The organism is Amycolatopsis halotolerans, assembly GCF_042647905.1.
GTDB classification, from domain to species: Bacteria; Actinomycetota; Actinomycetes; order Mycobacteriales; family Pseudonocardiaceae; genus Amycolatopsis; species Amycolatopsis halotolerans.
Map to the genome: position 1 here is coordinate 53966 of NZ_JBHRWI010000016.1, position 25241 is coordinate 79206.

Sequence of the window (25241 nt, forward strand, 5' to 3'; positions counted from 1 at the left end):
GTCGTGGCGGCACCCTACGAAGACGAAGCGATCAGCTTCAACGCCGGAGTGAACAACTTCGACGACTACTGGGTGTCCGTCGCGACCCGCCGCATCGAAACCGCGTCCACCTCACGCGGACGACAGTACGAACTCGACACCGTCCAAACCGGCGAATACCACGCCACCTACGACAATCGGGACGGCGCGCTCACCCCCGGAAACACGGCGTCGCCGTACTCGCCGAACGTGGTCCCGTACCGGCCGATCCGGAAACGCATGCAGTACCCGGCGACGCAGAACGTGTTGCTCGTCAACCAAGCCTCCTCCGGCGAAGCGGCGACGGTCGGCGCGTTCTCCGCCCCGGTCGCGCCCGGCGGCACCATGAACTTCGTCTACGGCGCGTACGGCAACCCGGTCGTCACCGCCTCGGCGACCGCGTTCCAAGGCGCACAGGTGTTCCAGACGTCGATCCCCGCGTCACCCATCACCGGTGCCGCCCTGATCTTCATGACGAACGCCAGCATCGTCCCCGGCCAGCCGCACACCTTCAGCGTGTACGTGCGCACACCCACCGGCACCGCCGCCCTGTCGGTCGCCGCCGCCATCACCTGGGTCGACACCAACGCCAACTTCATCTCCCAATCCCTCGGCACCGCCACGTCCCTGCCGGTCGCGTCCAGCACCTGGACCCGGATCACCGTCACCGCCACCCCGCCCGCCAACGCGGGCGGCGCCTGGTTCGGGATCGCCGGTCAGAACAGCCCCGCCGCGGCGTGCACCCTGCAGTGCGACGCCGCGCAACTGGAGTACGCGTCGGCGGCGACCGCGTACGTCAAGCCGAACACCTGGTACCCGATGTTCAAGGGGTTCGTCGAGAGGTGGCCGCAACGCTGGGACCAGAGCGGGCTCTTCCGGAAGGTCGACATCACCGCCGTCGACCACTTCGGGTACCTGTCGCAAACGATCCTCAAACCGCCGTTCTACGCCGACATGCTCGCGACGAACACGACGTACCCATTGCGGTTCTTCTACACGTTCGACGTCGGCCAGTTGGCGATCCACGTCAACGACTTGTCCCACAACCGCGGGGCCGCGCCGGTCGCGTACAGCTGGTACGGGGCCGGGTCGTTGACTTTCGGGAACGCGATCACCGAGACGTTCAAAGCCAACGCCGACACGGTATCCGGCGGCGGATTCCTCGGCGGAGCAAACAGCGTCGCAACCTTCAACAACCCAAGCGACCCGGCCGGAAGCAATCTGTACATGGCCGGAACCTACATCGACTTGACCAGCGGAACCGGGTACACACCGCCGACCGGAGACGGCAGCGGTTGGTACACGCGGATCATCGCGTTTCGTTGCCCCGCCATCAAAGCCTGGTACCAGTGGCTGTGGAACTGGGAGAACGCCGGATACACCTACACGTCCGACCTCGCGTTCTACATCGACCACACCAGCGGCTACCTGTCGTTCGCGGGGATCGCCGGGTTCGGTGCCAACCAGGTCACCGACGGGAACTGGCACATGGCGACGGTGCGCGTCAACACCAGCACCGGTCAGGTCGCGACGTGGATGGACGGTGTCGAAATGCCGACCGGGTCGACCACCGTCTCAGGCGTCACCACGTTGCCCGGCAACAGCGACAGCATCGGCACAGCGGTCACCAACGGTTCGCAGCAGGTGGTCAACGGATTCACCGGCGACGTCGCGTTCGTCGCCGAATTCGCCGGCTACCTCGACACGACGACCCTGTCGAACCTGTTCACCTCGTGGCGGGCGGCGTGGAACAACGAGTCGTCGGCGAACCGGTACAGCCGGGTCCTCGGCTGGGTCGGGTTCAACGCGCTGTCTGTGGTTCCGTCCTCGCCCTCGACTGTGGCGATGGGCCCGGCGACCGACATCACCGCGGGCGGCCAAGCCGCCGGGACCTACTCGCCGACCACCGGCACCGACGCGCAGACCGCGCTCCAGAACATCGCGACCACGGAGAACGGGAACCATTTCGTCGCCGCGAACGGCACCTTGACGTTCCAGTCCCGCAGTTCACGCTACGGGGCACAGACGCCGTCCATTGTGTTCGGAGAGAACCAGTCCGGCGGCGAAATTCCTTACGAGGACGTGAAGTACGACTACGACATGACCCGGGTCGCGAACGACGTCCAGATCACCCAGTACGTCAACAACAGCGTGTTCGAGGCGTTCGCGCCGACCTCGCAGCAGCAGTACGGGACCCGGACCCTTACCCGCACCATCAACTCGCTCGACCCGCTCGAATGCAACGACGCGTCGAACTGGTTCACCTACCGGTACGGGAACCCCGACTACCGGATGCAAACCCTGCGGATCCACGTGTCCGCGAACCCGGCCGCGTGGGCGACGATGCTGACGCTCGAATGCGGCACCAAAGCCAGGGTGATGCGGCGCAGCCTCGAACAGACGATGACGTGGGACGGGTTCGTCGAGCGGATCTCGTGGACGATCGACTACGCCCAGAACGAGGTGTTCGCCGACCTCGAGATGTCTCCGGCGGACCTGTCGCAGTTCTGGATCCTCGCCGCCCTGCATGCGGCGACGACCGCGTCGGTCACCGCGGGCGCCACCCAGGTGACGCTGTCGCCGTTGCCGGACGCGGCGACGATCCCGTTCACCTCGCACATCCCCGGGAAGTCGTGCGTCGTGTCGCAGCTGTCGAACCCCGGGTTCGAGAACGGCCTGAGCCCGTGGGGCGTGAACGGCGGCACCCTCGTCCAGTCGTCCACGACACGCGTCACGGGCCAGTACGCGGCGCAGATCACCCCGAACGGGACGAGCAGCCAAGGCAACATCGCGTCCGAGTTCACGCCGGTGACCGCGGGGGCGCAGGTGTCGGCGTCCGCGTGGGTGTGGTTCACGTCCGCTGTCACCCAGTATTCGACGTCGGTCACCTGGTACAACGCCAGCAACGCGTTCATCTCCACCACCAACGCGTTCACATCAGTCCCGGCGGGACAGTGGACGAAGGTGCAGAACACGTTCACGGCACCGGCGGGCGCGGTATCGGCGGTGCTCGTCCCGACCTTGGCGGGGACGCCGCCGTCGTCGAACATCTGGCGGGTCGACGACTGCAGCATCGGGACCGTGTCCACCGCGGCGAGCACCAGCATCACCCCGATCGCGTTGACGCTGCGGGTCGGTGCCGGAACGAGCGTGCAGGAGGACCTCCTCGTCAACAAGATCACCACCACTGGCGGTACGCAGGTCAATTACCCCAACGGAAACCCCGAACCAGGCGCGTACATCGGCTACACGTCGGTGACGATCACGTTCGCGTTCCCGCTCGCCAACGCCCATCCCGCCGGAACCCAAGTGTCGGAAGTGCTGCCCGCGTCGATGACCGACCCCACCTCGCACGACATCGACGCGAACGTCGGCACCACCACGATCATCGGCTACTGAAAGGGGGATCCGCGTGTCCGGACTCGCCATACCCAACCCGTCGACCCTGGCACCGGGGAACATCGTCACCGGTGCACTGTGGAACGCACAGGTCCGGGACGCCGTCAACTTCCTCGCCTATCCGCCGATTTTCCTCGCGTCCGCGTCCGTCACCACCAGTGTCCCGAACCGCGCCTCCTCCTCCACGCTGACCGTCGTCACCCTGAACACGACCCTGGTCGACAACTACGGCGGATTCAACTCGGCCAACTCCAGCTACGTCGCACCCGTGTCCGGCTGGTACTACGCCACCGGCGTCGTCGCCTACGGCTCCTCCGGCGTCGGGATCCGCGTCGTCGCGTTCTTCAAAAACGGCCAGCCCTACAACCCGCAGGCATACGGGATGCTGCCCTCCACCAACTCCGGATGGCTCGCCCAAGGCGTCCAAGGCACACAGCTCATGTACCTGAACCAAGGCGACTACGTCGACCTCCGCACCGGGCAGGACTCCGGCGGCACCATCTCCACCGGCAGCTACTCGTACCTGAACAGCCAGATGCAGATCATGTGGATCCACGGATAGGAGACCGGCGTGCCCCTGTCGACGTCCAACCAGAAACCTCCTTCCACGCAACACATTCAATGGACCGGAACCAACCAAACCGAAATAGCGCAACAGCTCGGCGGAGCCTCGTCCGGCTGGGCCGTCACCGCCGACGGCGCGACCCTGCACCTCACCGGCGGACCGCAAGGCGACCTCGCGCTCCCAACCGGGACATGGATCGTCGGCCCGCAGTACTGGGGCGCGAACCCGCCGCCGTTCGCGCTGTCCGAAGTCCTCGCCGACACCGACTTCCAAGGCAAATACGGGATCTGACCGAGAGGGGAAGACGGTGGCGCTCACCGACCTGTCCGTACTGGACAAACACAAGCGCGGCGGGTTCGCGCCCGGCTACCCGTCGGACGCACGTACTTTCTACAGCCCGGTGGACGACGTTCACAGCGTCCTCGTCGACCTGGCTCGATCTGCCACGACGAGCCTGGTCGTCGCGATCTACGGGTTCGACGACGACGAACTCGCCGAGGTGCTGCACCAGAAACTCGACGACGAACACTGCTTCGTCCAGCTGACCCTCGACTCGTCACAGGCCGGGGGAGTGCACGAGAAAGCGCTGCTCGCCAAGGACCCGTTCCCGGCCAACACTGTCGCGGTCGGACGCTCCGAACGCGGCGCGATCATGCACATGAAGCTCCTCATCGTCGACGGCGTCGACCTCGTCACCGGCTCCACGAACTGGTCGACCGGCGGCGAAACCAAGCAGGACAACCAGTTGACAGTGACGAGGAACCCGCTGCTCGCGGCGGAAGCCCGCGCCCGGGTCGACGCGATCCATCACAACATGCTGGCCAAGGCGAAGGGAGCTGCGTCGTGACCCACCCGAAAGTGCCGCACCCCAGCGAATTCGCCGCCGCCGAACGCCGCTTCTGGACCTGGTTGAACCGAGCGCTCACCTCCGTGCTCGGCCACAACCTCGTGTTCGCGGCCTGCTTCGTCGTGCCGCTCGCGGTGATCCCCGCGTCGGACACGGCGAAACTGATCGTCGGCCTGATCTTCTCGAACTGGTTCCAGGCATGGGCACTGCCGGTCCTCCAGAAAGGACAAGCGCAAGCCGAGCTGCAACGCGCCGCGAAAGCAGACGCCGACCATACCGCGCTCGTCCACATCGCGTCCACAGTGGACGACATTGCCCGCACCGTCGCCAACCGCGCCCCCTGAAAGGGATGACACCGAAACGGGGGTGCCGTGCTCGCCTCGATCACCGGCCTGATCACCGCCATCGCCGCGCTCGTCGGAGCCCTCTCCGGATTCGTCGGGATGCTGATCGTGGTGCGCCGAACCTCGCCGAGGGAACGCCGCGACGCCGCACAAGCGACGGCGGAGAAAATGCTCGCCCCGCCGAACCCGGGAACAGAAGCCGCGCAAAACCTGATCGACCTGGACCAACAGCGCCGAGGAGGAACCGCCCGTGACGAACCCGGACATGGAAGCAACCGCCCGGGAAGCGGCCCGACAGGCACGTGACGACCGCGCCCACCGGCTGATGGCGATCCTCGGCGGCATCGGCATCCTCGGCGTGATCATCCTCGGTGTGTTCGTTTTCCTGCAGAGCAGCGAAATCGGCGGCCTGCGGGACACTGGCAACGCGACCGCCTCGCAGGCGCAACAGCTCGCGCAACAGGTCCGGTCGCTCGGCGGCACACCCGTCGTCACCCCGCCCGCGCCCGGTCCGTCCGGTCCGCAAGGCGCGACCGGCGCCGAAGGCAGGCAAGGACCGCCCGGGCCATCGGGACCCTCCGGGCCTCCCGGGACACCGGGAGCGAACGGCGCGCCCGGGTCCACCGGCGCGACCGGAACCCCGGGAACACCCGGCACCGCAGGCGCCGCGGGCACGAACGGTCTCAACGGCAGCGCCGGGAAAGACGGTGCGCCCGGACCGGCCGGACCGTCCGGTTCCCCAGGACCGCCGGGACCCGCAGGACCCTCGGGGCCGCAAGGCGCAACCGGGAACGACGGCCAGCCAGGACAGCCGCCCTCCGGGTGGACGACCACCTACCCGGGTGGTGTCACCGAAACCTGCTCGCGCGCCGCGAACTTCGACCCGTCGAATCCGCGCTACACGTGCACCGTGTCGCCTGGCAAAAGCAACCTCCTGACAGGAGCGAAATAGTGGCCACGTACGTCGTCCTCGTCGAATTCGAGCTGCCGGACGAAGGACCCGGCGCCGACTTCGCCATCGAGATCAGGCCCCTCATTGACGCGCTCCGCGAACTCTCGCCCGCCCCGCCTGTGAACGTGACCGCGTTCGCCCGCGACAGCGCCGCGACCATCCTCCGAACCGTACGGGAGTTGTAGATGCCCCGGATCATGTACGACAGCATCACCGCCGCCGACATTCCCGCGACCGTGCCGCTCGTCGCCGGATACTGCGACCTCAGCAGCGCCTGGTCGGCCGCGGACTGGGCGCGGTTCCCGAACGCGACGAAGGTCCGCATCGCACGGTCCGCGCGCACCAACGACGGGCACGTCCTCGACGTCGAACGGTTCCTCGCCACCCCGGACCAAGCGCCCGGCTGGGTCGCGATGCGCCGCGCCGCCGGCTGCGACCCGACCGTCTACTGCAACGAATCCGCGCTCGCCACCGTGCAGGCCGCGTTCGACGCCGCCCAGGTCCCGCAGCCGCACTACTGGGTTGCCCGCTACGACAACATCCCGTCCGTCCCCGCCGAAGCGGTCGCGAAACAGTACATCAACGACCCCGCCAGCGGCGGCCACTACGACCTTTCCGCCGTCGCCGACTACTGGCCCGGCATCGACCCGGCACCCGTCACTACACACCAGGAGGACGAGATGGCATTCGGTCGCGTCTGCCCCGCAGGAACCAACGAACACGCCGACATGAGCGTCGTCGGCTGCAGCAAGCTCCGCATCCACGACAGCTTCGGCCACACTGTCCACGTCAAGGACATCCTGTTCTACGGCGACAGCGGCGCGGACCCGAACGGAACCGGCGTCGGCGGCGGATACGCCGCCAAGAACTCCGCAGACCACTGGGACTGGGTGTCCAACCGGCCCGGCCCGATCGCCGTCCCGGCCGGTGCGACCACCGTCACCGTCCTCTACGACGCCGACCACGACTTCTACCTGTCCGCGTCCGCGGCCTGATCGTCCAGAGAGGACGCCTCATGAACAAGCTGCTCGCCGCGTTCGCTCCCGTCCGGAAGCTCGCCGGCTCCGTCCTCGGCGGTGCGACCGGTGTCGGTGTCGCCGCCGTACTCGACGGCATCGGCTGGCACCTGCCCACCGCGGTCGACGGCGCGATCGCTGTCGTCCTCGCCGCGGCCGGAACCTGGCTCGCGCCCGCCAACACCCCGCCCGCGAAACCCGTCGCGCCGGTTGCGGAGTAGAGCCGCGATGGCCAAGGGAGCATGGCCGCCCGCGTCGCCGTGGGTGTGTCAGTTCTCGTGGTACGACGCGACGGGTGCGCAGAAGAACATCGTCTTGTCGATCCGGTTCGATTCGCCGGTCAACGGCGGCGGCACCAATGCACTGCAGGGTGTCGACTACGACCTCGACCCGGCCTGCCCGTGGGCCTGGTTGATCGTCGTCCGCAGCGACGGGACCCGTATCACGCACCAGATCCCGCGCGTCAGCCGCACCGGGACCATCACCGCCGCGCAGCTCACCGCGATCGGCCTGAACTCGTTCCTGGACATCGGGTCGGTCACGGTTGGTACGACCCAGAACTAGCCGGGGGGTGGAGCGTGGCGATCGCCCTTGACTCGTCGACCCCGGCGGCGGTGTGGGGCACCGCCAACACCGTCACCACCGGCAGCTTCTCGCCCCCGGCCGGGAGTTTCCTTCTCGTGTTCGCGGAAGGCGACGAGAACACGACCTCGTTCACGGTCACCAACACCGGCGGCCTCACGTTCACCGGCATCGACACCCTGCTCACCGCGTCCGGGTCCGCGACGAACTCGCTCGCCTCCTGGTGGGCCTACACGGCAGCCGCGCCCGGGTCGATGACCGTGTCGATCGCCCGTGTCAACGGTTCCTCGTTCAACGCGAACGCGGTCAAAGTCCTCGTGTTCACCGGCACCGAAACGTCCTTCACCGGTGCGCACGGCACCGCGTCCTCGAACACCAAAACCCTGACCGGCACCCAGAACAACTCATGGTTCTGGGCCGCGATCGGCGACAACAACGGCTCCACGACCGACGCCGCCGGAACCGGATGCTCCTGGAACGACGCCGAAACCGGGTTCGGCGGCATCTCCGGCGGCATCCTCAAACGCACCAGCCAAGACGGCGTCAACGGCTCCGGCACCACCATGTCCGCCGGATCCGCCCCCTCGAACATGTCCATCGCCATGGTCGAGATCAAAGCCGCCGGTGCCGCGCCCGCGACCCCGCGCCCGAAGCTGAACCTGCAACAGGCGATCGTCCGCGCATCGACCCGTTGACCGTCCACGAAGGAGACATCATGCCCGTTGTTCGTCTCGGCAACACTGGTGCCGTGCACGGCCCGCACGACGAAGAGGTTGGGCGCCCGACCATCGAACTGCCCGGCAACCGCATCACCACCGCCGCGATTCCCGACAGCTACACCCGCCAGGAAGCGATCCGCACGATCTGGCACCCCGACGGCCTGTGGCAGCAGCACTCCACTGCCGCCGCGCCGGACTGGGTCGAATGCGACGACGACCCCGAGCTTGCGACAGCGCTCGGCATCATCTACGGCTGCCCGGTCGGGCGCCCCGAAGACTGGGAGACTGCGGAATGAAGGTCAACTCTGGCCAGGACCTACAGGCCAAAGCCCTCACCGGCGGCGCGGTCGGATTCTCTGGCACCGCAACGGCTTCCTCGGCGACGTCCCTCACGTCGTCCGGGTTCACGTCGGGCGCGTACGTCGGGCAGATGGTCGTCGTCGCGTCGGCGACCACGTTCGCCTACGGCGTGATCCTGTCGAACTCGACGACGGTGCTCACCGTCGACCAGTGGAGCAGCCCAGTCAGCCCCGGCGCAGTCGCGACCACGCCCGGCAGCACCGACAAGTTCGTGATCATGCCGGGCGCGGCGTTCGTGCAGTACATGGCGATCACCGGCACCAACATCACCCCGAGCGCCACCGACACCGCCCTGTCGGGCGAGCTGACGACGAACGGCCTCGGTCGCAAGACGGCCACCTACGCCCATACCACCGGTGCAAACACCTACACCCTCAGCGTGACCTACACCTACACCGGGTCGACGACGCAGAACATCTACGCCATCGGGACGTTCAACACCCCCGTCGCATCGTCCGGGATCATGCTGCACGAGACCGCGACCACCCTCGCGACCGTCAACGCCAACGGCGACGCGGCAACGTACACCCAAACCGTGACGATGTGATCGCATGGCCGCCCCCTGCTACATCACCTGGAACGGTGCTACCAGCGCCCTCACCGGCCCCCTCGCCGGAGTCGCCACCTCCGCCACCTCCGGCACCGTCAAAACCATGCTCCAGATCAAACCCGGCGCCTCCAAAATCCGGATCATCGAATGGGGCTACAGCTTCGAATCCACCCCCGCCGCACCCGTCCGCATGGAACTGATCGAAACCGGCACCGTGTTCGCCACCGTCACCGCCGCAACCGCCGTCACCGCCTACAACGACGTCACCGGCCCCGCATCGCTCACCTCCCTCGGTACCGCCGCCACCGGCTACACCGCCACCGCCGAAGGCACCATCACCGCCACCCGGCTCCTCGCCTACCAAGAAGAAACCTCGACGGCGTTCAAGCAACAGTTCCCGCTCGGCCGCGAACCAGAAGTCAACGCGGCATCGGCGCTCAGGATCCGCGCCACCCCCACCTCCGCCGCGTCCGTCAACGTCACCTGCTACCTCATCTGGGAGGAGTGACCCGATGGCACGGTTCGGGCGGGCCTACCCCATCCGCCCCTACCGGGCCGCCCCCGCAACCACCAGCCACTCCACCACCGTCAACGTCGCCGACACCGCAGCCGCGACAGACACCATCACCCGCAGCTTCACCGCCCCGCGCACACCCGGCGACCCGGCCAGCGCCACCGACGCGACCACCCGCGCAGTCACCGCTGCTCGAACCGCAGCCGACACCGCCGGCGCGACCGACAGCGCCAGCCGAAACCTCACGGCAGCACGCCCGGCCGCCGACAATGCCGCCGCCAGCGACACGACCGCCCGGGCCGCCGCCGCGACCCGCAACCCGGCAGACACCGCCGCCGCGACCGACACCACGGTGCACACCGGCGCGAACCCCCGCACGGCAGCGGACAGCGCGACGGCCGCCGACACCGTCACCCGGACTGGCCTCTCCGCGCGCCCGGCAACGGACACAGCGCTCGCCGGCGACAGCCTCGCTCGAGGAACGACCGCCTCGAGGACCGCCGGGGACACGGCACTCGCCAGCGACACGGTGATCCGCGGCGGTGCCCGCAGTGCAGCCGATAACGCGCTCGCCAGCGACGCCATCGTGCGCTCGAGCACGGCAGCTCGAGCCGCTGCGGACCTCGAAGCTGCCGCCGACAGCGCTGCCCGAACCTCGAGTGCGGCCCGCGTCGTCGCGGACAACGCCGCGGCGACGGATTCCGCTGGCCGTTCCTCGGCAGCTTCTCGTTCGGCCGCCGACACGGCAGGTGGCAGCGACGCCGTTTCCCGCTCGAGCAGTTCCGTGCGCTCGAGCAGCGACACGGCCGCCGCGAGCGACACAGCGACCCGCGCGGCAACAGCACCTCGAGCCGCCGCCGACACAGCGCTGGCCGTCGACACCGCGGCACGCGGCAGCCAGGGTTTCGCGCGCACGGTCGCCGATACCGCGCTCGAGTCGGACAGCGCCGTCCACGGCGGCGGCAGCCGCCCGGTTGCCGACATCGCTCCCGCCTCTGACACGGTCGTGCGCGCGGCGCAAGGATCCTCTCGAGGCGCGAGCGACAGTGCCCCCGCCGTCGACAGCACAACGCGCTCGAGCACGCTGCCGCGTGCCGTCGCCGACACCGCAGCCTCGAGCGACGGCACAGTCCGCGGCGCCCAACTGCTCGCGCGCACGGCTACTGACAACGCGCTCGCATCCGACACGGCCGGGCACGGAGGCGGCGGAGCACGCCCGGTCTCGGACAGCGCAACCTCGAGCGACACCGTCGTGCGCGCTGCCTCCGCCGCTCGAGCAGCAACCGACTCGAGCAGCGAATCGGATGTGGTTGCTCGAGCAGAGTCGATCGTGCGGGCGCTGGCCGACTCGATCACAGCTAACGACGCCGTTGCTCGAGGTATCGCGGGCAGCCGTGGTGCCGCCGACACCGCGACGGCGGCAGACTCGGTCGTCGCGCAGCGCGGCACCGGCCGCTCTCTGGCGGATGCCGCGACCGCGGGCGACGTCGTGACCCGCGGCTCGATCACCCTGATCCGGGTCGTCGCCGACACGGCGGCCGCCGCTGACCTCGTCACGGCCGGTCTGGCCAAACCGGACGTCCACACGTTCACCGCAGGCAAGCCCAGCACCGCGTGGCATGTGGGCGCGCCCTCGACCTGGTGGACGGTCGGCGGACCGCGCACCGGGTGGACGGCTGGTGCTCCGGCGGCGCATCCGTTCGACACGACCGCGAACCCGCGCGACGTCTGGTCGGCGGGCACACCACGAACAGGAGGTGGAGGGTGAGCGAAACCATCGACTCGAACGCCGTCGTCTACATCCGGGTCCCGCTCGTCAAGCCGTTGAAGAACGGGACGTCGTACGACCCGACTGGTGACGTGGTCGATTTGGCGATCGTCCCGCAGTCGCAGGCAAAGCCCGCGTCGGCGGATTGGAAGACGGCGGGCTGGGAGCCGTCGAACGGTTCCGGCACGTACTGGGGTCGGCTGCTGGTCGGTTCCGGGACGCCGTTCGGTGCGCCCGCGCCGGGCACGTACGGGGTGTTCATGCGGGTGCACGACAACCCGGAAACCCCGATCCTCACCAGCGGGTACGTCACGTTCGCCTGACTGGTCGCCGCACCCCACGGCGGTCTCGCGGCCCCCGCCCTGCTCCCCGGGACTCGCCCCCCGGGTCGAGCGGGCGGGGGCCGTTGTTGTCATGCCCGCAGGGTTGCTTGACGGGCCGGTGACCGCCCCCTGGAAAAGCGGTCACCGGCCCGGCCCTGCGGTATCCCTCCGCAGGGCGGGTGCCTGACCGCGCGCCGTAGCGGGAACTCGTCGCAGCGGTCAGGGAACGTCAATCTGCGCGGCTTGGCGGAGGCCGCAGCAACGGCGAGAGTTCGATCGCGTTCTGGCCTCCGTGCGGGCGGATCTTCACCTTGTTCTTGATCAGGATCCGGCGGACTGTGCCGTACGACGTGCCGTGCTCGTCGGCAACCGCCTCGATGGACGCGCCGACCTCGTAGTCGCGAGTGATTTTCTTGATGTCGAGGTCGGTGCGCTTGACGCCCTTGCGGACGGGCGGCAGCGGCCCCTTCCTGCCGCAGCAAACGTCCAGTCCAGCTCAGCGACAACCCGAACTCGTCGGCGATCTCCTTGATAGCCACGCCCGCCCGCCACGCGGCGAGCATCTCGGCATTCCGCTTACCAAGGTCAACATCAGCCATCTGTGCCACTTACCTCCTGGATAGGCGGTGGCCTTCCGGGGAAAGAGGAAGGCCACCGCCGCGCGCCCACCCGGTGCCGCGGCGTGTCGGGGGAACACCGCAGCGACTGGGGGATCAGGTGCAGCGGGCTGTCATTGGCGGCCCATGTGCGACCCGGGATCGGTGACCCCGTGGCGCGGGTACTTCTGGTTGACGTAGCGGACCCACTCGTCCGGGCTCGCGTCCGGACCGGGCTCGACGAGCACGGGCCTGTCCTCCGTCGTCTCGGCGTCGTCTGTGCCGAGGTCCTGGTTCATTTCGAGTCGCCCAGCTTGGCGAAGCTGCGGTACACCAGCCCGCACCCGCCGCATTCCCAGGTGCGGGGCGACACCGTGCCGCCGCACGTACGGCAGGTGAACTTGATCGGTCTGGGAGGCGGAGGCGCAGCTGCCCTGGGGCGGGCGAACACTGAAGGGTTGTTGGTCCAGCGGTGCTTCAGCGATCCCGGGTCGGCGGGGCCGGGCTCGGTGAGCCGGGCGATCAGTTTCCGCACGTGCTTAGGGGTGAGGTCGTAGCGCTGCCCGAGCTCCTCGTCTGACAAGCCTTCCCGGTGGTCGCGCAGCAACGCGGCATTGCGCTCTGCGTACGGCGACGTCATCGCGTGACCAGCCCGGTGCAGCCGGGACACCATTCGGCATCCGCGAACCCGGTTTGGCCAATCTCGCCGCGGGCGTGGCGTTCCGGGTAAGGACTATCACCGGAGCACCAAGGGATCAGCCACTGCGATGACGGGTTGTCCAGCTCCCGTCTCCAGTAGCGATGCACGGTCCGCCGGTGCACGGCGGTCGGGTCGGAATGCACCCGCGGCACGAGGTCCGACGTCCGCGCCGGGCCCACCGCACGGGTCACCGCGGCCACGGCCTCGGCGGGCAGCTCTCCGCACAGCACACCCATCACACACCTCCTCGCTGCTCGAGCGGATCGGCGAGCGACAAGAGGAGGTTAGCGACGAGACGGCTGCCGTCGTCGACGCCGAACACCGCCGTCGGGCCGACCATCGAGACGGAACCGATCGCCGTGATCGCCAGACCGCGCACGTCATCACCGTTCGCGTCCGTCGTCACCCCGGTAGTCACCGTCACCGGCCGCCCCGACGCGTCGGTCGTCTTCAGCTCTCGCTCTATCCGCCAACCCCGCATGCACAAGAAGGTATGAGCGGCAACAGGGCGTGACAGGTACGTCACGCCACCCTGCCTCAGGGGGTACGGAGCGTACCCCCTGGACGCGTCAGACAGTCAGGCCGAGCCGGGACGCGAGAGCCCGCGACTCCCGCTCGATCACCCGGCCGCCGGACGTCACCAGCTCCCCCGCCAAACCCCGCGACAGCGGGTGGCAGCGCATCGATTCCTCGCTCACCGCGCTCGCCTTCTGCAGCAGGTGCAGGGTGCTCATCCAGTCTCCGCGCAGCCGGTAGGCACGCGCTGATTCAAGCCACAACCGAGCCCGCCGATCCAGCGACGGAATCTCGTCCGGATCGACACGGCTGACGTGGTCCAGCGCGTTCGTGCCCTTGCGGAGATCGACGTGCACCGAAACCCCAGTCAGATCCGAATTCGGGCGCCCGAACAGAGTCCACGGGTGCGCATACCCGACCGGCATCCGGTCGGCCATCGCCGATGCTTCATCCAACGCGCGCAGCGCGTCCCCCTCGCGGCCAAGCCGGGCTGCAGTGATCGACGAATGCAGTTGCACCGCGCCCCACAGCGCCCGCGTGCTATCTGGCCCCGAACCCAGCCGCGGCTCCAGCAACGCAGCGGCATCCAGCGCGAGCCGATAGGCATCGTCCTCACGCCCGGTCGCCCGCCACACGTTCCCCAACACCCACGCCGCCGCCGCGAGCGTCTCAGGATCATCCGCTTGTTGCGCCGCGTCCATGCACCGGTCCGCAGCCAGCCACAGCAACGCAGAGTCGGCGACCCACGCGAGGATCTGTTCCGACAGTGCGTACGCCCCCGCGAGCGCCGCATATGCTTCGCGACGGTCCCGGCCGTCCAGCACCCGCACGGCGCGGCGGCCGTCCCGGATCAGACCGGCCAGCACCGGACCGGAATCGGCACGCGGGTTCGGGGAGGTGTGCCACAGCCGCCACGCGTACTCGGTGCGCGCGGAGAGTTCACCCGCGTCCGGCGGCGGCCCGGTTACGGGCGCCAGGTCCACGGTCTCGATCGCGTCCCGGATCGATGCCACCACCGGGTGGCCGTTGCGGCGCTGCAGACCCATCTCCAGGCCTACACCCGGTGTATCACCGATGATCTCGGCGAGGTCACGGACCCCGATGGCGCCGCACAGCCGGATCAGCATGTCGATCGGCGGCAACGCCCGACGGCCCTTCTCGATCGACTTGAGCCACTCCTCAGACCGGCCCACCAAACCGGCAACAACGGCCCTGGACTTGCCGGTTCGTTCGCGGACGATCTGGAGCCGTTCGCCGATGGATCGGTCGGCGAGTTCGTCGTACATGACGATCACCCTCATTCGCGGAGACCCCTCCGCGTGCCCCCGGCCCGTCGGCCGGGGGCGTTCCTCCGCGAAGAGGTGCGCCACAATCTTACTCTCAGACGCTCACAGCAGCTCGGCCTGCGCCGCGTACACCGCGTCCTTCAACACCGCGAACTGCTCGTTCGACTTCTTGTAGAACAAGAGTGCGTTTTCGTCCGTCCCGGTCTTCTTCGACCGGCGCGCCGGGCCCGCGCGGCGTTCCTGGCCGCCGGGGACCGTGAACTCGATCCGGCCCTGGAACAACGCCGTCGCCGCCTTGAAGTTGATCGCGGCGATGTTCTTGACATGGATCCGTTTCTCCCCGGACCCGGTCAGGTACCGGCCGACACCGGTGCGGGTGATCGTGACGAACGTGCCGTCGAAGCTCACCGAGCCGTACCGGCCGGTTGCGGTGATCGTGTCCATGCGCGCCTCTCCTCGACCCTGTCGATAGGTCGCGCGCCGCGTCCCCATCGTTACCGGAACGGGGCCGGGTAGATCGACAAGAAGAACACGATCACGAGAATGAAACAAGCCTGCGAGCGCCAGCCCGAACCCGAGCCGCCGGACCAGTTCCCGCCAGTTCATCGCGTCGCCCCCTCGATCGGGAACCCGTCGCGGTCGATCGGGTCGCCGGAGATGGCTTCAAAGTCGACATCGATCTCTGTGTCGTTACGGTGCCCGTCGAACGCGGTCAGAGGCTGGCACCAGCACATGGTGCTGAGGGTGTGGAGACGGGCCGCGGTGCGGGCGACACGCCGATGGAGGATGCTGGGCACGAGGTTCTCCTGAGGTCCGTTTTCCCGGTCCGCAGGGGTGGGTTTGAACAGCAAGGGACTCGACGCTCTGCGTTCAGCGACGACCAGGTCAGACCCGGTTTCGTACGTCGCTTAGTGCAAAAGTACTCATAATCCCTTGGCCGTCGGTTCGAGCCCGACCCGGCCCACCATCTTGCCCTCAATACAGCTGCTGAACAGCGAAAACGGGCTCAAAAACGATCTTGAACCGAGGCCTCCCGGAGGCGCTGGAAACGAGCACAGCGCTGGTGACCCAAGGGATTGTTCGAGTAAGCCTGTTTTCATGACCGCCGTTGAGGTGCTCGAGCCTGATGCGCCCGGGAGCTCGTCCCGGACTGGAGAACACATCTGAAGGCGAAGAACCGCGCCGACTCGCCGATCGACGCGTACCTCGAGAGCGTGGCCACACTGGTCAACTACCTCGACGACGAAGGCATCTCCATGCTCGCCCCGGAAATCGGGCGACGGGAGCTGGAGCGGTATTTTGAATACCTTCGCCAGCGGCCTAGTTTTCGCACCGGTGGGTCGCTGTCGCACAGCTACCTAGCGAAGCGGTATCGGCACCTGCAACAATTCTGGCGCTGGCTCGATAATGTAGAAGAGATCGTCGAATTGTCTCCGTTGTGCAAAATGGAGGTGCCTCACGTCTCGGAGAAGCCTCCGGCGGTGCTGTGTGGGTCCGATGCAGGCGCTGCTCGACACTGCAAAGGGGAAGGGGTTTGCCGAACTCCGGGACCGGGTGATTATGTTGGTGCTGAACGACTGCGGAGTCCGGATCGGCGAGCTGGCACCGTTGTGTGTGGCGAACCGGCGGAGCAGGCGCGCGGGAGTCTCGATTTCGATTTTGATGTGATATGTGCCTTTCAACCCTGCGACGGCGGAGGTGCTCAGGCGCTACTTTCGTGCCCGTGCACGCCATCCTTGCGGCAGGCGCACGACTGCGGCTTGGTTCGGTGGTCTTGCCTGTTTGAGGTCAACTGCCGAAGCCATTCCGGATCGCCCATTGCCAGGGTGGATACCAGCGCGCCGTTGAGTAACATTATGGAGAGCGTGAATTGCGATGCTCCACTGTAGTGCTCGACTCCTTCGTCGAAGGTGACGTCGGGCGCGTCCGGATGGCCGATCAATCCGCCTGTGCGGATCCGGTCAGCCGCCTGGGTACCCAACGTGTCGGACAGCCAGGCGACGGCGTCGCGGGCTTGTTCTGGGGTGATGTGTTCGCGGCTGCCGACGAGCCATGCCGTCAAGGTCGTCGTGGCCGCCGCAGAATCAAGGTGGTCGTCGGCGACCGCGGTCGGTGGGCGGCCGTGTCCCTATCAGCGGTCGGTCGATGCCACCACGCCCGGTGGCACCACCTCCCGGATCATGGAAAGACTGGGTGCGTCAGTCATGCCGGACCTGGCGACCACAGCTCCTCGAACAGGAACCACGAAAAAGGTAACGGGGAGGGGGGCTCCAGAGCGGGAACCCTGCGGACCGGGGGAGGAACTGGACGTTTCCGCCGAAGCGGCGGTGTTTGCCCGCGTACCACAGGTGCACGGTGGCTGCGCGGTCGCGGCCTGTGGGTTTGATCGTGGTCGCGGTGACCCGGTCGCAGCCGATGCGAGTGCTGTCGAGATCACGTGCGCGTCCCCGGCCGCGCGGCGCTCGGCGTGCAGGACAAGCGCGACGAGCAGGGCCAACTCGCGCGCCACGTCAAGCGTGGCACCATGGGCAATCACGTGGGGCCTCCGGATTTCTCGGACTCGATCTTCGAAAAGCCAGTCCTGCTGTGACAACCTCAACGTGGCATGGGAGAAACAGGGAGTCTCCGATGCCGCATGGGAGACATCGGCCCGCGGCAGAGCCGCACTGAACAGCGGCTCTGCGACTTTGCCGGCCCCTGCCTTCAGAACGGAAAGGGAACCTTCACGGACTCGTCCCGTGGGGACCACGCGGCTGCGGCACAGGAGGAAAAGGACTCAGTTGTCAATTGACACTCAATCCTGGGGTTGATGGACGCGATAATGTGGCGGTCGGCGCCGGTGGGTCGGCGCCGCGGACCTTGGGAGGGGGCCAGTGGCGCGACCGACGCAGGCTCGTGACCGCACGATCGTCGTGGCGGACGTAGCGGGATTCACCTCCCCGGACAGGTACCTTCCCGATCGGCTGGCCGTCCGCCAAGGCATGTACGACGTGCTCAAGACCGCGTTCGCCGAATGCGACGTCGACTTCGATTCCTGCGCGCGGGGGGATCGCGGCGACGGCGCGCTGATCCTGTTGCCGCTTGGCACGGCCAAAAGCCTTGTCGCCGACCGCTTGCCGGATCGGATCACGGTCGCCCTCCGCCGGTACAACCACACCCGGACTCCGCAGGCGCAGATCCGGCTCCGGGTGAGCCTCAACTCCGGTGAGGTGCTGAACGACGGCAACGGCTGGGTCGGCGAGGCCGTCGACACGGCCTTCCGCATTCTGGACGCGCAACGCGCGAAGGACGCGTTCGCGGAATCCGGCCGGATGGTCGCCTTCATCTCTTCGGAGCGCTTCTTCGCCGACGTCATCGAGCGGGATCCCGGCCTCTTGCCCGAGTCGTACACACCGATACCGGTTTCGGTGAAGACTTTCACTGGAACGGCTTATTTACGACTGCTCGGCGAACCCGCGGCGCTGATCTCGAAACCGTCCGCCGTCGTGCCGGAACCCCTGGATGCCCTGTTTCTCGCGGACGTGAACAGTGCGGTTCTGGATGTGATCCCCCGCAAGGATCTCGCGGGCCTCCACCACCATCTGACCCAGATGGATGTCCCCCATTTGGCGGTTATGGTGAGCCGCGCGCTCGGCCCGGCGGTTCCGCTGCCGCGGCTGGAGGGAATCACCGATGCGTGGAGCGCCTTTCACCTGCTCACCGACTTCAACGCCGGCCCGGACGGGATCCCGCCCGCCATAACCTTTCTGCGCCTGCTCGCCGAAAACGCCGAGGGGGAGCCGAGCGCCATGATCGCCGACTGGATCGCCGACCAGGCCCGATCGCTGCGCCTCGGGCCCGCCCTCGGCCGGCAGCGGAATAACAGGCCACCGATTCCGGAATGTCCGCATCTGCATTTGATGATCATGCTTGAACCCGTTTCCGCGGATCCGACGCGCTGCACCCTCGCATTCTGGCGTCAGGATGACCCGGAAGTGTGGCCGCCGGCGCTCGGCGGGGTGTGCGAAATCGGAATAGACGAGGTCGAGTTCAGGGTCGATGACGTCATCCTGGAGACTGAGGGCGTCTGGGCTGCCCAGAGTGTGTCCGCGTCGGTGGAATTCCTGCTGCCGAGGACGTTGATCAATTTGCCCGTGCAGCGGTGGGCCAAGGAACATGAGACCGGCCAGCCCCTGCCCCTGCGCTACGGGTACCGGCTGGGAATACGGTCTCTGGAGAGGATGCGGGCAAGGCATTGGCATCGCGCATGGCATGTCCGCTGGGACTCGATGGTGAAGGATCCGTCCGCCGATCGCCTGCACTATTCCGGCGGCACGGAGTTCGGAGCGCATCCGATCGACGAGATACTCAGCGACGATCACTGGGTCGGGCTCGTATTGGAGAAACCGCCGTCGTCCCAGGCGGAACCGGGCGCCGGACCGGACGGGCTGACGTGCGCCCTCCGCAGTGGACTTCCGGTGGTGCTGTGGCATCCGGACGCCAAGCCGGAGGATCTGCGCGAGTTGCTCGACTGGGTACTGGCCGCGGAGTCCGGATTCATCGAACTTCCGGACCGCCGGAAATTGGCGAATTCCGGTGCGGCGGTACCGTTCAAGAATTCTCTGGCTCACGATCTGGTGGTAATGTGGGACGATCCGCACCGCGTGATCGTTCTGGACCAGCCGTTGATCCCGAGCCGACAATGAGGGGACGCCGCGGATGAGCGTGAACGATCAGGACGCGACGGTGGACGGCCGGACGCCGCAGCTCGACGCACCCGATTGGTGGATTTACCGGGGCACCGGCAGGCCGATCCACGACATCGATCTCGCCCAGTTGCTGCCCGCGCCGCCGCCGTGGCGTTCCTATCGCGGCGACCCGCCGCCGGAACACGACGTGCCGCCGCCGGACGACGGCGAGGCGGAGCGCCGGCTCGGTACCGCGTTCACTCTTTCCGAGCAGGACGCCGACGCGGGCGAATTGAACATGGTCAATGCCGCCCTGTATCTGCGGAGACCCTTGCTGGTCACCGGAAACCCGGGAACCGGGAAGTCCAGTCTCGCCTACCGGATCGCCAGGGAACTCGGCCTCGGCCGGGTGCTGCGCTGGGCGATCACCAGTCATACCGCGCTGAGTTCCGGGCTGTACGGCTACGACGCGATCGGCCGGGTCCAGGCCGCGGCGACCAGCCAGGCCCAGCGCGGCGGTGAGGCCGAAGAGCCGCCGATCGGCGATTTCGTCCGGATCGGCCCGCTCGGCACCGCGTTCCTGCCCAGCAGGCTGCCGCGGGTGCTGTTGATCGACGAACTGGACAAGTCCGAGGCGGACCTGCCCAACGACCTGTTGTCGATTTTCGAGGACGGCGAGTTCTCGGTCGAGGAATTGGCCAGGGTCCGCAACCGGCATCCCGAAGTCACCGTGCACACCGCCGACCCGCAGCGCACCGCCGTCGTCCGGGACGGCCGGATCGCGTGCCACGCCTTCCCGATCATCGTCATGACCAGCAACGGGGAGCGGGAATTCCCGCCCGCGTTCCTCCGCCGGTGCCTGCAACTGCGGATCGAGAACCCGGATCACGACCAGCTCGCGGCGATCGTGGCCAGTCACCTGGTCAGCGAGAACGGCGAACACCGGGACAAGCTCATCCGCGACTTCGCCGAACGCAGCAAGGCGGAAGGCGGACTTCCCACCGACAGGCTGCTCGACGCCGTCTATCTGGCCACTTCGGGTGCCTACCAGCCGGATCGGGAAGCGTGGCCGCGGCTGGTGGACGCTCTTTGGCAACGACTGACGGTGCGGTGACATGGGCGTGCCGGGCGGTGCCCCCGCCCCGCGCTCCGTCCCGGCGGCGGAGCGGCGGGCGACCGACTTTCCGCGGAGCGGCAGGCGGTTCGAGTTCGAAGACCTGAACTGGACCGATGTCGCGGACATCGTCTGGCTGGCAGCGGCCATCGCGCCCGCCTCTCCCGCGCGCGAGGATCGCGTCCAGGAGCCGAAACCGGCGGGCGAAGACGTGCGGATTCGCAACGCGCCTTCGGAACGCCGGGAGATCCCCCCGGCGCCCGAGCCACGACGGTTTCCGATCGCCGACGTCCCGTCGCCGGGCGAGGACGGGGGCGAGGCGACCGGGATCGGCGTCGTGCGCGGTGAACTGCCCGAACCCGCGGTCGACGGCACCGGGCCCGGCGGCGCCGCGCTCCTGGAATCGCTGGAGTACTTCCGGGCGCTGAGAACGTTGAAACGAGAGAAGCCCTCGCGGCGACACAACAATGTGGTCCTGGACGAAGAGGCGACCGCCGTCCGGGTCGCGGAGACCGGCCGGTGGTGGCCGGTCACCCGATCGAGAAAAGAGCGCTGGCTGGACCTGACGCTTGTCCTCGACAACGGGCCGTCGATGGCGCTGTGGCGCCCTCGCGTGTCCGCTTTCGTCGAATTGCTCCGGCAGGCGGGTGCTTTCCGCACCGTTCAGGTCCGCCTGCTGGAAACAGCCAAGGACAACGGCCGGCAAGATCTCGTGGTCCGTGGCGGCACGGCCGGCGCGCCCGCCCGCGACCCGGACGAGATCCTGGACGCGTCGGGACGGCGCGCGGTGCTGCTGCTGACCGACGGGGTCGGGGACACCTGGCAGAAGAAGGACGCGCTGTACCCGATTCTGGCGCGCTGGGGCGCGGCGATGCCGGTGAGCATCGTGCATCTGCTCCCGCGATGGCTGTGGGGACGCTGCGGGATGAACCCCCGCGAGGCCCGGCTGCGGGTCCCGAACGCGTTGGCCCCCAACGGCCGGTGGGCTTTCGACCTCGCCGACTCCTGGCTCGAGCCCGGTCCGCCGGCGCCCGCCGGCGTCGTGCCGGTACCGGTTCTCGAACTGCGCCCGCGCGCGCTGGCGTGGTGGGCCGGACTGATGACCGGCGAAAACGCCGCCGCCGTCGAAGGCACGATCGTGCTTGCCGCGGAACGGACTTCCCGGCCTGATTCCCCCGACCCGCCGGTAGCTTTGTCACCCGCCGAAAGAGTGCACCAGTTTCGCAGTGTCGCGTCGCCGCCGGCGCTACGCTTGGCCCAGGTGCTCGCGGCGGTACCGGTCCGGCTCGACGTGGCGAAGCTGGTGGGACAACGGTTCGTGCCGGAAGCCGGACTGGAGCACCTCCTCGAACTTTTGCTTTCGGGGATCATGTACGCTCCCGGACCTAGGGGAGGGAAGTCCACTTGGGACACCGGTGGGGTCTTCGCTTTTCCCGAGGCGGTCCGGGAATTGCTGCTCAGCGGCGCGCGACGGTCGGAAACGGCCAGTGTCGTCCGAGTGGCCGCCACCCATTTCGGCAGCCGGATTCCGCTGCTCGGTCACCTCCGAGACGCCCTCGCCGACCCGAACAACACGCCGGATCCCGTGCTCACCCAAGAGTCCTCGTCCGACGTCGAACTGGAAAGCGTCGTCATGCGCGCGCTGTCCGGGCCGTATCTGTCCCGCGCGGACCGGTTGCGGAATGTGGTTCAAGGCCGAAATGTCGTCCTGTCCGGATCTGAATCAATCAAGACACCCATCAAGAGTGAGAGCCCAAAGATGCCTGAGACGGCCGAACGTCCACCTGCCTCGACACCTGCGCCGCAGGGACGCTCGCCTTACCTCAGCGAATCCGAAGTGAACGAGCCGACGACCAGGATCGTTCATCCCGCCACCTCGGGTGCCTCGCGCGCCTTCCCGGCGCGCCGGCCGGACGACCCGCCCTTGGTCTTCGGGAACGTCCCGCCGCGCAACCCCAACTTCACCGGACGCGACGAGCTGCTCGACCAGCTCACCAAGCGGTTGAGCAGCGGCACCACCGCGGTGCTCCCGTCGGCGTTGCACGGTCTCGGCGGTATCGGCAAGACGCAGATGGCCACCGAGTACATCTATCGGCATCTCCAGGATTACGACCTGGTGTGGTGGATCGACGCCGCGCACACCACGCAGATCCGCGCGGGCCTCACCGAACTCGCCGGGATCCTCGGTCTCCAAGGCGCGTCCGAGGCGAACATCGCGGTCCCCGCGGTGATCGAGGCGCTCCGCACCGGACGGCCGTTCCGCCGCTGGCTCCTGATCTTCGACGCCGCGGAGAGCCCGGAGACCGTGCTGCCCTTCTTCCCGCGCAACGGACCCGGCGAAATCCTGATCACCTCCCGGAACTCCGATTGGGCCGGTATCGCGCGCCCGCTCGAACTCGCGGTCTTCAAACGCGAGGAGAGCATCGAACTGCTCGGCCGCCGCGGACCGGAGATCGACCCGGACGACGCCGACGAACTCGCGGAGAAACTCGGCGATCTGCCGCTGGCCGTCGAGCAGGCCGCGGCCTGGCGCGCGGTGACCGGGATGCCGGTGCAGGAGTATCTGCGCCTGTTCGACGAATCGGTCGAGGAAATCCTCGACACCGCGTCGGCGCCGGATTACGAGGTCTCCGTCGCCGCGGCGTGGAACGTCTCGTTCGAGGAGCTGAAGACCCGCAACCCGGCGGCACATCAGATCCTGCACATCTGTGCTTTCTTTTCCCCGGAACCGATTTCGCGCGATCTGCTGACCGGGGTCAGCCGGGTGTCCATCTCCCCGGAGCTCGACTCCGCTCTTCGCGAGCCGATCAAGCTGGCTCGCGCCATCCGTGACATCAACCGGTACGGTCTCGCGAAGATCGACCACGGCAGCAACACCCTCCAGCTGCACCGTCTGGTCCAGCTGGTGCTGCGCAACCGGGTCATGGCTCCCCAGGTGCACGCGCGGATGCAGCACGGCGCGCATCAGCTGCTGGCCGCGCTCGACCCGAACGACCCCGAGTCCAGCAGGCACTGGCCGCGCTACCGCGAACTCCTGCCGCACGCGTACGCGGCGAACGTGCTGGATTGCGACGACGACTGGCCGCGTCAGCTCTACATCAACCTGATGCGCTACCTGTTCGAATACGGCGACCACGAAGAAGCCGCCCGGCTCGGTCTCCAGGCGCGGAGCCGCTTCACTGAAATCCTCGGCCCGACCCATCCGCAGACGCTCGAAGTCTCCTCGCGGCTGGGGCTCTACCTGTGGGCGATCGGCCGCTACGGCGAGGCCGCCGAACTCAACCAGCGCACTCTCGCGCTGCGCCTGCAGGTATCCGGTGAGGAGAACGAGGAAACGTTCGCCCTGCAGCGGAACATCACGATCGACCTTCGTGCGCGGGGGGATCTCGCCGCGGCGACCAAACTGAGCGAGGAGATCTACCACAAGGCCGAGCGCATGTTCGGCGAGGACGATCCGGAGACGCTGAACGCGGCGTTCCAGCACGGGATCAGCCTCCGGCTTTCCGGCGCCTACCAGGCGGCCCTGGAACTCGATCAGGAAACGTACCGGCGGCGTACCGAGGTCCTCGGCCGTGATCACGTCCGCACCTTCAGCGCGAACAGCGCGATGATCGTGGACCTGCGCGAGTCGGGCGAATACGGCCAGGCCCGGGTCCAGCAGGAACGGCTCACCGAGAACTTCCAAGCGCGCTACGGCGAGGACCAGCCGGACTCCGTCACCAACTCCTTCCTGCTGTCGGTGGCTCGCCGGAAAGACGGTGACCACCCCGGCGCGCTGTACCTGTCGACGGACGCGCTCCGCCGGTTCCGGCTCGTCTACGGGGACGATCACGCCACCACGATGGCCTGCGCCCTCGCCCACTCGATCGATCTCCGGCACTCGGGCGACCTGACGGCGGCGAAGAAACTCGGCGAGGAGACCTTCGACCGGTACCGCAACGGGCTCGGCGAGCACCACCCGCACGCCCTGGCCGCCAGCGCCGACCTCGCGGTGACGTTGCGGCTCCAGGGCGACGTCGCGGCCGCACGCGCCCTCGACGAACGCGCCCTCGAATACTTCCGCGCCAGCATCGGCCCGGATCACCCGTATGCGGTAGTCGTCACAATCAACCTGGCCAGCGGGCTGTCCGCGGCGGGAGAACTCGACAAGGCGATCGAGCTCGGCAAGGACGCGGCCGAACGCAGCCGCCAGGTGCTGGGGGCGGAGCATCCGACCACGCTGGCCGCGAGCTTCAACCTGGGCTTGGATTTCGCCGCCGCGGGGCACGCGGAGGAGGCAGCTCCCTTCCAAGACCCGATTCTGGGCAAGTACCGCCGGGTCCTCGGCGAGGCCCACCCCGGGACCCAGGCGGCGGTGCGCGGTGCTCGTGCCGACTGCGACATCGACCCCATGCTGATGTGACGG

Annotated in this window: 31 protein-coding genes; 21 read left to right on the forward strand and 10 right to left on the reverse strand. The window is 67.9% G+C overall.

From position 1 onward, the window contains the following. Positions 1-3: 3 nt before the first annotated feature. From ACFORO_RS12580 to ACFORO_RS12650, 15 genes are read left to right on the forward strand one after another with little or no spacing between them, the layout of a single operon-like run. Positions 4-3417, forward strand: coding sequence for a carbohydrate binding domain-containing protein (locus ACFORO_RS12580; protein ID WP_377869964.1), 3414 nt, complete (start codon positions 4-6; stop codon positions 3415-3417). A 13-nt stretch (positions 3418-3430) separates the two neighbouring features. Then, positions 3431-3979, forward strand: a complete 549-nt coding sequence (locus ACFORO_RS12585; RefSeq protein ID WP_377869963.1) for a hypothetical protein — start codon at positions 3431-3433, stop codon at positions 3977-3979. A 9-nt stretch (positions 3980-3988) separates the two neighbouring features. Then, a complete protein-coding gene (locus ACFORO_RS12590; protein ID WP_377869962.1) occupies positions 3989-4273 on the forward strand; it encodes a hypothetical protein in 285 nt (94 codons plus the stop codon). Between the two features lie 16 nt (positions 4274-4289). Further along, a complete protein-coding gene (locus ACFORO_RS12595; RefSeq protein ID WP_377869961.1) occupies positions 4290-4829 on the forward strand; it encodes a phospholipase D-like domain-containing protein in 540 nt (179 codons plus the stop codon). Beyond that, positions 4826-5173, forward strand: a complete 348-nt coding sequence (locus ACFORO_RS12600; protein WP_377869960.1) for a hypothetical protein — start codon at positions 4826-4828, stop codon at positions 5171-5173. The genes ACFORO_RS12595 and ACFORO_RS12600 overlap by 4 nt, the downstream gene beginning before the upstream one ends. A gap of 27 nt (positions 5174-5200) precedes the next feature. After that, positions 5201-5479, forward strand: a complete 279-nt coding sequence (locus ACFORO_RS12605) for a hypothetical protein (RefSeq protein WP_377869959.1) — start codon at positions 5201-5203, stop codon at positions 5477-5479. Continuing rightward, the gene (locus ACFORO_RS12610) at positions 5424-6125 is read left to right on the forward strand and encodes a hypothetical protein (protein ID WP_377869958.1); all 702 of its coding nucleotides are present in this window, start codon (positions 5424-5426) and stop codon (positions 6123-6125) included. The genes ACFORO_RS12605 and ACFORO_RS12610 overlap by 56 nt, the downstream gene beginning before the upstream one ends. Continuing rightward, complete coding sequence (locus ACFORO_RS12615) at positions 6125-6310, forward strand: hypothetical protein (RefSeq protein ID WP_377869957.1); 186 nt, start codon at positions 6125-6127, stop codon at positions 6308-6310. The genes ACFORO_RS12610 and ACFORO_RS12615 overlap by 1 nt, the downstream gene beginning before the upstream one ends. Beyond that, positions 6311-7120, forward strand: coding sequence for a hypothetical protein (locus ACFORO_RS12620; protein WP_377869956.1), 810 nt, complete (start codon positions 6311-6313; stop codon positions 7118-7120). Positions 7121-7140: 20 nt separating this feature from the next. Then, positions 7141-7362 (forward strand): hypothetical protein, encoded by a 222-nt coding sequence (locus tag ACFORO_RS12625; protein ID WP_377869955.1) that lies wholly within the window; start codon positions 7141-7143, stop codon positions 7360-7362. A gap of 7 nt (positions 7363-7369) precedes the next feature. Next, on the forward strand, positions 7370-7705 hold the full coding sequence (locus tag ACFORO_RS12630; protein ID WP_377869954.1) for a hypothetical protein: 336 nt from the start codon (positions 7370-7372) through the stop codon (positions 7703-7705). Positions 7706-7719: 14 nt separating this feature from the next. Then, positions 7720-8418: a hypothetical protein gene (locus tag ACFORO_RS12635; protein ID WP_377869953.1), complete on the forward strand. Its 699-nt coding sequence runs from the start codon at positions 7720-7722 to the stop codon at positions 8416-8418. Between the two features lie 20 nt (positions 8419-8438). Next, positions 8439-8738, forward strand: a complete 300-nt coding sequence (locus ACFORO_RS12640) for a hypothetical protein (RefSeq protein WP_377869952.1) — start codon at positions 8439-8441, stop codon at positions 8736-8738. Then, a complete protein-coding gene (locus ACFORO_RS12645) occupies positions 8735-9349 on the forward strand; it encodes a hypothetical protein (protein WP_377869951.1) in 615 nt (204 codons plus the stop codon). Before ACFORO_RS12640 ends, ACFORO_RS12645 begins: the two co-directional genes overlap by 4 nt. Positions 9350-9353: 4 nt before the next feature. Next, positions 9354-9860, forward strand: a complete 507-nt coding sequence (locus tag ACFORO_RS12650; RefSeq protein ID WP_377869950.1) for a hypothetical protein — start codon at positions 9354-9356, stop codon at positions 9858-9860. 39 nt (positions 9861-9899) lie between these two features. Here ACFORO_RS12650 and ACFORO_RS12655 read toward each other — a convergent pair whose 3' ends face one another. After that, a complete protein-coding gene (locus ACFORO_RS12655) occupies positions 9900-10850 on the reverse strand; it encodes a hypothetical protein (RefSeq protein ID WP_377869949.1) in 951 nt (316 codons plus the stop codon). Positions 10851-11172: 322 nt separating this feature from the next. Between ACFORO_RS12655 and ACFORO_RS12660 the strand changes: the two genes are divergently transcribed. Together ACFORO_RS12660 and ACFORO_RS12665 are read left to right on the forward strand one after the other, a co-directional pair. Continuing rightward, complete coding sequence (locus ACFORO_RS12660) at positions 11173-11634, forward strand: hypothetical protein (RefSeq protein WP_377869948.1); 462 nt, start codon at positions 11173-11175, stop codon at positions 11632-11634. Continuing rightward, complete coding sequence (locus tag ACFORO_RS12665) at positions 11631-11957, forward strand: hypothetical protein (protein WP_377869947.1); 327 nt, start codon at positions 11631-11633, stop codon at positions 11955-11957. The genes ACFORO_RS12660 and ACFORO_RS12665 overlap by 4 nt, the downstream gene beginning before the upstream one ends. 229 nt (positions 11958-12186) lie before the next feature. Here the strand turns inward: ACFORO_RS12665 and ACFORO_RS12670 are convergent, their stop codons facing one another. The 9 genes from ACFORO_RS12670 to ACFORO_RS12710 form a co-directional block, all read right to left on the reverse strand. Beyond that, complete coding sequence (locus tag ACFORO_RS12670) at positions 12187-12447, reverse strand: helix-turn-helix domain-containing protein (protein WP_377896560.1); 261 nt, start codon at positions 12445-12447, stop codon at positions 12187-12189. 240 nt (positions 12448-12687) lie between these two features. Further along, on the reverse strand, positions 12688-12852 hold the full coding sequence (locus tag ACFORO_RS12675) for a hypothetical protein (RefSeq protein WP_377869946.1): 165 nt from the start codon (positions 12850-12852) through the stop codon (positions 12688-12690). Continuing rightward, positions 12849-13193 (reverse strand): hypothetical protein, encoded by a 345-nt coding sequence (locus ACFORO_RS12680; RefSeq protein ID WP_377869945.1) that lies wholly within the window; start codon positions 13191-13193, stop codon positions 12849-12851. The genes ACFORO_RS12675 and ACFORO_RS12680 overlap by 4 nt, the downstream gene beginning before the upstream one ends. Next, positions 13190-13489, reverse strand: coding sequence for a hypothetical protein (locus ACFORO_RS12685; RefSeq protein WP_377869944.1), 300 nt, complete (start codon positions 13487-13489; stop codon positions 13190-13192). Before ACFORO_RS12685 ends, ACFORO_RS12680 begins: the two co-directional genes overlap by 4 nt. Next, a complete protein-coding gene (locus ACFORO_RS12690; RefSeq protein WP_377869943.1) occupies positions 13489-13734 on the reverse strand; it encodes a hypothetical protein in 246 nt (81 codons plus the stop codon). The genes ACFORO_RS12685 and ACFORO_RS12690 overlap by 1 nt, the downstream gene beginning before the upstream one ends. An 88-nt stretch (positions 13735-13822) precedes the next feature. After that, positions 13823-15070 carry a helix-turn-helix domain-containing protein gene (locus ACFORO_RS12695; protein WP_377869942.1) on the reverse strand — a complete coding sequence of 416 codons (1248 nt, stop codon included), beginning with the start codon at positions 15068-15070 and terminating at the stop codon, positions 13823-13825. An 87-nt stretch (positions 15071-15157) separates the two neighbouring features. After that, positions 15158-15499: a DUF4429 domain-containing protein gene (locus ACFORO_RS12700; protein ID WP_377869941.1), complete on the reverse strand. Its 342-nt coding sequence runs from the start codon at positions 15497-15499 to the stop codon at positions 15158-15160. A 158-nt stretch (positions 15500-15657) separates the two neighbouring features. Continuing rightward, positions 15658-15852 (reverse strand): hypothetical protein, encoded by a 195-nt coding sequence (locus tag ACFORO_RS12705; protein WP_377869940.1) that lies wholly within the window; start codon positions 15850-15852, stop codon positions 15658-15660. 905 nt (positions 15853-16757) lie between these two features. Next, a complete protein-coding gene (locus ACFORO_RS12710) occupies positions 16758-17117 on the reverse strand; it encodes a hypothetical protein (protein ID WP_377869939.1) in 360 nt (119 codons plus the stop codon). Positions 17118-17492: 375 nt separating this feature from the next. Between ACFORO_RS12710 and ACFORO_RS12715 the strand changes: the two genes are divergently transcribed. The 4 genes from ACFORO_RS12715 to fxsT all read left to right on the forward strand — a co-directional run bounded on the left by ACFORO_RS12715 (position 17493) and on the right by fxsT (position 25238). Continuing rightward, on the forward strand, positions 17493-17645 hold the full coding sequence (locus ACFORO_RS12715) for a hypothetical protein (protein WP_354737076.1): 153 nt from the start codon (positions 17493-17495) through the stop codon (positions 17643-17645). A 283-nt stretch (positions 17646-17928) separates the two neighbouring features. After that, a complete protein-coding gene (locus ACFORO_RS12720; protein ID WP_377896553.1) occupies positions 17929-19740 on the forward strand; it encodes a VMAP-C domain-containing protein in 1812 nt (603 codons plus the stop codon). A gap of 13 nt (positions 19741-19753) precedes the next feature. After that, complete coding sequence (locus tag ACFORO_RS12725) at positions 19754-20836, forward strand: AAA family ATPase (protein ID WP_377869937.1); 1083 nt, start codon at positions 19754-19756, stop codon at positions 20834-20836. A gap of 1 nt (position 20837) precedes the next feature. Continuing rightward, the gene (fxsT, locus tag ACFORO_RS12730) at positions 20838-25238 is read left to right on the forward strand and encodes an FxSxx-COOH system tetratricopeptide repeat protein (protein ID WP_377869936.1); all 4401 of its coding nucleotides are present in this window, start codon (positions 20838-20840) and stop codon (positions 25236-25238) included. Positions 25239-25241 lie beyond the last annotated feature (3 nt).